Genomic DNA, 6551 nt, shown 5'->3' with positions numbered 1-6551 from the left:
GGCAATAATCAATATAAATAACGCTATGGCCGAAAACAGGTATACATATTCAATTCGGCCGCCCGCAACTTTTCCATTTTCAAAATTGCCATATAAGTAATTGGTCGAGTATTGTTTTAGAAAGAGGTCGGCCTCCACATTGCTGTCCTGTGCCTTCGAAAAACCGGCTATTTTTTTTGCAAATTGGTCTACGTCCGCACCTTTGTCCAATAAAATGTAGGTTATTGGGGCGTTTTGCGTCCAACTCGATTCCCTGCCGATATTTGGGGAAAGTTTTACAAACCGTTCAAAGGGCAATATGAAATCGAATTGTTGGGTAGAATTTGAGGGCAGGTCCTTAAAAACCCCGCTTACGGTAGGTGTCTCGTTGGTGTTGAGTGCGCTCCATTCCAATGCTTTGCCTATTGCATTATCGGGAGTTCCAAAGATTTTTATGGCCAAAGATTCCGATATCACGATTGAGTTGATATCCTTCAGCACTTGGTCTTCGGTACCCTTGATTAAATCGTATGAAAACATTTTAAAGTAGTCCTTCCCTGCAAATACTCCGGGCGCTTTGTAGGTTTCCTTTTCCATAGTTAACGGAACGTCTCCCAACCATCCGGCCGGGATAAAAGGCAAGGCATATTTTACCTCTGGAAGTTGTTCGGCCATGGTCTCGGCAAGCATATCAGGGGTCCAAAGGGCCAATTTGATTCCATCCGCATTTTCAAATTTGTTCCAGACTTGGTAGAGCTGTGCGTCATTTTTATGAAACTTATCAACTTGCAGTTCATCGACCACCCAAAGGGCAATCAATAATACACAGGCCAAACCTGTTGAAAGTCCGATGACATTTATTAGAAAAGTGCCCTTGTACTTTTTTATATTCCTGAAGAAAAGTTTGATGTTGTGTTTTAGCATGATTTGACGTTTTTGACGATGAGGTTGTTTCATTCCCGTAAATAAAATTTTAACGGAATTGACGGTTTAGGTTGTAAAGACTGGAAGATGAGGTAAAATTTATGTACCTATATTTATGCCAAAAATATAAATATCTTTTAATCAGGTTATTAAAAATATTTTCTTTTGAAAATTATTGGCAAAGTGTAAAATAAATGTACAGTTCGTGTCAAATATATTGACATTATTTCGGCGATTGATTTGAAGAGGGTGTGGGTTAAAAAAGGAAATTGAAATTTGTGTTTTAACAGTTTAAAAAGGATAAAGACTTTATTTGCCTATAATTGAAATAGCGAATAAGCAATCCTAAATTTTTCGGAAGCCATGGAATATGCCAAATTAAATGGAGCTATAGGCGTTTCATTTTTTTTTAATGGGCCCGCGATAACTGATGGCCAATGAGGTGATCAAGAAATTTTCTTTTCAGAAGCAATGAACTTTGATCATCTTAGCGCATAAACGTCTCGACAAAGTCAAAATGATAAAGTAAATTTGTCAATTAAACTTTGAGTCCACTCCGATTAGACCTGTTTTTTGATGGTTTTTTTCATTTTCACAGGCTCGGGGACCGTTTATTTTCGAGGGCCCTTTTTTCCGGGAGTACTTTTTCCTTTCCGATCCAAGTTCAAAAATCCGTTCTTGGCCCTCCCCGGCGGCCCTCCCATGGCCATAACATGCAAATTAGCTGGACGAGGGCCTGTTCCGCCCCGTTTTTCAGGATCCTCCTGAAATTCGTCCAGTACGCCCTGGACAGGACGTACATATTGCACTTGAACTTGCCGCGGTACTGCACCTTGTCCCTTTTCAGCAGCCTGTGGAAGACCTGGTGGACGGTCGGTTCCACGTTCGGGCGTATGTCGATATCGCCGGGGTCCTGCGATGCGAGGTGGTCCTGGAGCCGGACATAGTCCGCCACTTGCTCCCCCGCCATATATTTTTTGGTGCCGTCGCCGTGGTGGATCACGTGCCTGCCGGCCTTCGTGAGGGACACCTTGCAGTGGGCCCCCGTTTTTTTACAGTACGCCGACAGAACCCCGTCCGCGCCGAGGGCCAGTTCGTAGCGCAGCGGCGCTCCCTTGTGCGCGGCCATGTTCCAATGGGGCGAGCCCCCGGCGGCCATCGCCTCCCTGTTGGCCCTGCTGTCGTAGCCCCCGTCGGTCGTCACGTGGCCCACGGTCTTCCCGCCCGTGCCACCTGTGTCCGGTACCCCGTCGCTGCCCCCGATCGCCGGCAGCAGGAAGGCGTCCTCGCAGATATCGGCCGCCACCGTGCGCACATCGGTCAGGAGCTCGAACGGGTTTTCCCCGCCGAAGGTCTCCGTCAAGTTGGCATGGTAGCCCGATACCTTCTTTTCGCCCTTGCCGTGGCCCTTGCGGCGGAAGGCCGCCTCCGGGTCGTGGACCGACTGCAGGCTGTCGGCCGGGATCTCCTTGGCCTCCCTTGGTTCCGGCACCGCCGTCCCCGCGGGGGCTTCCGGGCCCCTTTGGCCCCCTTCCCCTTCCCCGCCTTGCGGGACCTCCCTGTACTGCTCCCGGTAGAGGCGCGCCAGCACGCCGTCCTTGCCGCAATGGGGCAGCAGTTCCCTTATGATGGCCCCCAGCCTCTCGAGCATCCCCTTCTTCTGCCCGTTGTCCAGCGGGTAGGCGACGTCGCTCGCCGTTTTCGACCTGAGCGACCCGAGAAGTTCGATGTCCGCTTTGTCCAGCGCTCCCGATAGAAGGGACAGGTCCAGACGGGCGGTGGACACCCTGACCGTTTCCAGTACCAGCTCCAGGCGGCCGGCCTTGGCGATGTTGGACTGGATGAGCTTGGAGTCCGTCCGGATCTTCTCCCCCTTGATGTTGTAGGCCCGTATCCGGTCCCGGGCGGCGGACCGGAAGGCCTCCCCGACAAGGTCCTCCCCGTGTTCCGCGCCATGTGCGGCGAGCCTCCTGCGGAACTCGTAATAGGTCGATTCCACCGGGACGTCGTCGTCGATGTGGCGGAGACCCAGGGCCGCCATGCAGCGCAGGTTGAACCGGCAGTTGTCGAAAAGCTGCTCGTCGCTCCACCCGTTGCCCTCCTTGAGGACCATCATGGCCAACAGCACCCGCAAGGGCGCATTGGGCCGGCCGCCCTCGTTGAAAAGGGGCTCGAAGACCGATTCGTCGACCCTTTGGGTCACCTCGCGCAGGAACACGTTGTGCCAGGAAGCGGGGTCGTCGAGTATGGAGGCCTTGCGGTCGGGGAGATGGTTGGACAGGTTTTTGAACATGTCCATCCGCGGGGGGAGGGTCTTTTTGAACATACCCTGAAGATACGGCTTTCGCGCCGTTTTGCCCCAATAAAAATATCGTAATTTTGCACAAACGGTCGACTTTTCGGAGTGGACTCAACTTTTGTAGTAGTTTATGATCCTCAAAAAGCTCGTCAATTTAAAAATCCCTAAAAGAATAAAATTGCCTCAAAGAATTTCCCGAAGCCGAGTGTTGTTTTTTATACAAGGATTTTTTGTTCCAGTAATCTGCCTTATGTTTTCACCGAAGACCAACGGCCAACGCACCGAAAATATTTTTATTCAGTCTGGAACGTATAAAGAAAAGCAACTTGCCGAAAAGTATTGTTCTACTTGCCATCTCTTTCCAGAGCCAAAATTGTTGGATAAGGGAACATGGAAAAAAGGGGTCTTACCGAACATGGCGTTGCGTTTAGGATTAAAACTGGCCGGTAAAGGGTATATTGCAAGTAAAGATTCTGTCGAAAAAGCTATTGTTGACAGTTTGAATATCTACCCAGATACTTCTTTGATTACAAAAAAGGATTGGATAAAAATTACGGACTATTACATTCTGAACGCCCCTGAAGAAATGCCTATCCAAAAGCAAATGCCGAACCGTACTACCTCGGCTTTTCCTTTTGAGGAACAGTGGATTACAATCGATGATGTAAAATTGCCGCAGGTACCCCCTATTGGAATATGATGCTAGAAATTCAATACTCTACATCGGGGACGGTTTGACGCTTTATGGCTTGAATCGGGAAGGAGCGCTCGAATGTAATATGAAATTGAATTCCCCTGCAGCCGACATTGCATTTCCTATCGATTCAGACCCATTACTCTTAAACATTGGCAAGCTGGCTCCTTCTGATCAAAAAAAAGGAAGCCTTGGCCGGATAGGTTTGGGAGCGAGTGTATACAATCCGATCAACGGTTTTTCCGATTTAAAAAGACCGGTCAGCTTTGAAATCGAGGACCTGAACTCAGACGGAAAAAATGATGTCATCATCTGCAGTTTCGGGCATAATACGGGTAAATTGGCATGGTATGATAATTTTGATTCATCCAAAGAACATATTCTGAGTTCTACCCCAGGAGCTAGAAAAGTAGAAATTGAGGATTTTAATTCAGATGGTAAACCAGATTTAGTAGTCATGATGGCCCAGGCACTTGAACGGATTTCTATTTATTACAATATGGGTAATGGTACTTTTGAGGAAAGACCTGTTCTCGAATTCTCACCGGTTCATGGGGTCAGTTATTTTGAACTGGCAGATTTTAACGGAGACGGTCATCAAGATCTGTTGGTAACCAACGGCGACAATCGCGATTTTTCAAGTACCGATAAGCCCTATCATGGATTGCGAATCTATCTTAACGACGGACATAATAAATTCGAAGAAACCTTTTTTTTTCTGATGTACGATTGCAGCAAGGCCATGGCACGGGATTTTGATAATGATGGGGATTTGGATATCGTTGCCGCCGCCCTATATACCGGTTACACAGATCGAAAAAAGGCCGATAAAGCCATCGTTTTCCTTGAAAATTCTGGAAATTTCAATTTTGTTCCCAGTTTTCCCACGACTGACATCCATGGCAACTGGCTTACTATGGAAGTCGCAGATTTCGATAAGGACGGTCTGTTAGATGTTATGCTCGGAGCCTTTTTATATGATATTTCGGAAATGGTCAAGATAAGTTCCGCTACGGGGCTAAATTCATTTCCACAGGTACTTTTACTGACACAGGCGAGATAATCACGAACCTTTATAGTAATAGAAAAATTAATGTATAATCGTTTAATAGTGATTTTTAAGGAAATTGCTTTTTGTCCGCTGCCTCTCTTCTTATGGAAAAACATCTTCAAATAATTTTTTTACGTTTTCTTAACATATTTAAATCCTTTTTGTAGATTTGTTCTGATTAATTAGCAGATGTTTAACTTTAATTTGTGGTAATAGTATTTACTACGCTTGAAGCTAAGCTATTTAATTTACCGTATTTCGATTGCTAACTAAACTAACTCTTATGAACAAACCAATCAACTTTATGTTGGTGCTTTTTGCGTTGCTCTGTACTCAGATAACGATTGCCCAACAAACGACCGTTTCCGGCTCAGTTACCGATGAGGCCGGAATACCTCTACCAGGGGTTAACGTAGTGGAAAAAGGAACCACGAATGGTACTTCGACAGACTTTGACGGTAACTACGTTATCGATGTTTCCGATGGCGCTACCCTTGAATTCTCATCTTTGGGCTATGCTCCTAAGGATGTTGCTGTTTCCGGCCAGACTACCATAAATACTTCCTTGGTAGAAGATTCTCAACAGTTGGGCGAGGTGGTCGTTACCGCCTTAGGAATAAGAAAAGAGGAAAAGGCCTTGGGATATTCTTTGACAGAAGTCGATGGAGATGAGATATCTACAATCAAGAATACGAATGCGATCAATTCGCTTCAAGGTAAAATTGCTGGGGTAAACATCACGCAGAATGCTACGGGAGCAGCAGGTTCCAGTAGAGTGGTCATCCGTGGTGCAAGCTCGCTATCGGGGAACAACCAGCCTTTGTATGTGGTTGACGGAATCCCTATAAGTAATGAGAACAATGGCTCTGCCAGTTTGTGGGGCGGCTCCGATGGCGGTGACGGTATCTCCAGTATCAATCCAGACGATATTGAAACTATAAGTGTTCTTAAAGGGGGGGCAGCCTCTGCGCTATACGGTTCTAGGGCCGCAGGTGGTGTTATTATCATCACTACAAAATCCGGTGAAAACCAACAGGGCTTTGGCGTTGATTTTAGCAGCTCCGTTACCTTTGATAAGGTAAATACATCCCTTCGTGATTATCAAACGCAGTACGGGCAAGGTACCGATGCCAGAAAGCCGGTCAATGTAGCGGAAGTCCGTGATTTGGGCTTATCTTCGTGGGGGGCGAGATTAGATGGCACGCCTGTTGTACAATGGGACGGTGTTGAAAGACCTTATTCTTATGTGGGCAATAACTTAGATCAATTTTATAGAACAGGCACAACGATTATCAATACGGTAGCACTGACCGGTGGTTCGGAAAACATGAATTATAGGTTTTCCGTATCCAATTTGGACAATAGCGACATAACCCCGAATTCTGGTTTGGATAGAAAAACATTTTCATTGACCAGCGGGGCCACCTTGGCAAAAAAACTCACCTCTCAGGTAAATGCAAGATATATCATCGAAGACGTACAAAATAGGCCCCGTCTCTCAGATGCTCCGGGCAACAGTAATTTTACGGTCGCGGGCCTACCGCCGAACGTAGATGTGCGTACCATGGAACCGGGAGCAAATCCCGATGGAACCGAGCGCACCT

General features: G+C 46.9%; 5 protein-coding genes. 3 read left to right on the top strand and 2 right to left on the bottom strand.

Annotated features, from left to right (window positions below):
- Positions 1 to 903: ABC transporter permease (locus ACEW8S_RS06100; RefSeq protein WP_373517290.1), on the bottom strand; the 903-nt coding region annotated here is incomplete at its 3' end.
- Between the two features lie 664 nt (positions 904 to 1567).
- Positions 1568 to 3229, bottom strand: coding sequence for a transposase (locus ACEW8S_RS06095; RefSeq protein ID WP_373517289.1), 1662 nt, complete (start codon positions 3227 to 3229; stop codon positions 1568 to 1570).
- Positions 3230 to 3452: 223 nt separating this feature from the next.
- Between ACEW8S_RS06095 and ACEW8S_RS06090 the strand changes: the two genes are divergently transcribed.
- From ACEW8S_RS06090 to ACEW8S_RS06080, 3 genes are all read left to right on the top strand, one after another.
- A complete protein-coding gene (locus ACEW8S_RS06090) occupies positions 3453 to 3902 on the top strand; it encodes a hypothetical protein (RefSeq protein ID WP_373517288.1) in 450 nt (149 codons plus the stop codon).
- Positions 3903 to 3987: 85 nt separating this feature from the next.
- The gene (locus ACEW8S_RS06085) at positions 3988 to 4959 is read left to right on the top strand and encodes an FG-GAP repeat domain-containing protein (protein WP_373517287.1); all 972 of its coding nucleotides are present in this window, start codon (positions 3988 to 3990) and stop codon (positions 4957 to 4959) included.
- A gap of 271 nt (positions 4960 to 5230) precedes the next feature.
- Positions 5231 to 6551: TonB-dependent receptor plug domain-containing protein (locus tag ACEW8S_RS06080; protein WP_373517286.1), on the top strand; the 1321-nt coding region annotated here is incomplete at its 3' end.

Origin of the sequence: Pricia sp. (assembly GCF_041745955.1) — a bacterium.
Classification (GTDB): Bacteria; Bacteroidota; Bacteroidia; order Flavobacteriales; family Flavobacteriaceae; genus Pricia.
This window is presented reverse-complemented; position numbering and strand designations above follow the sequence as displayed.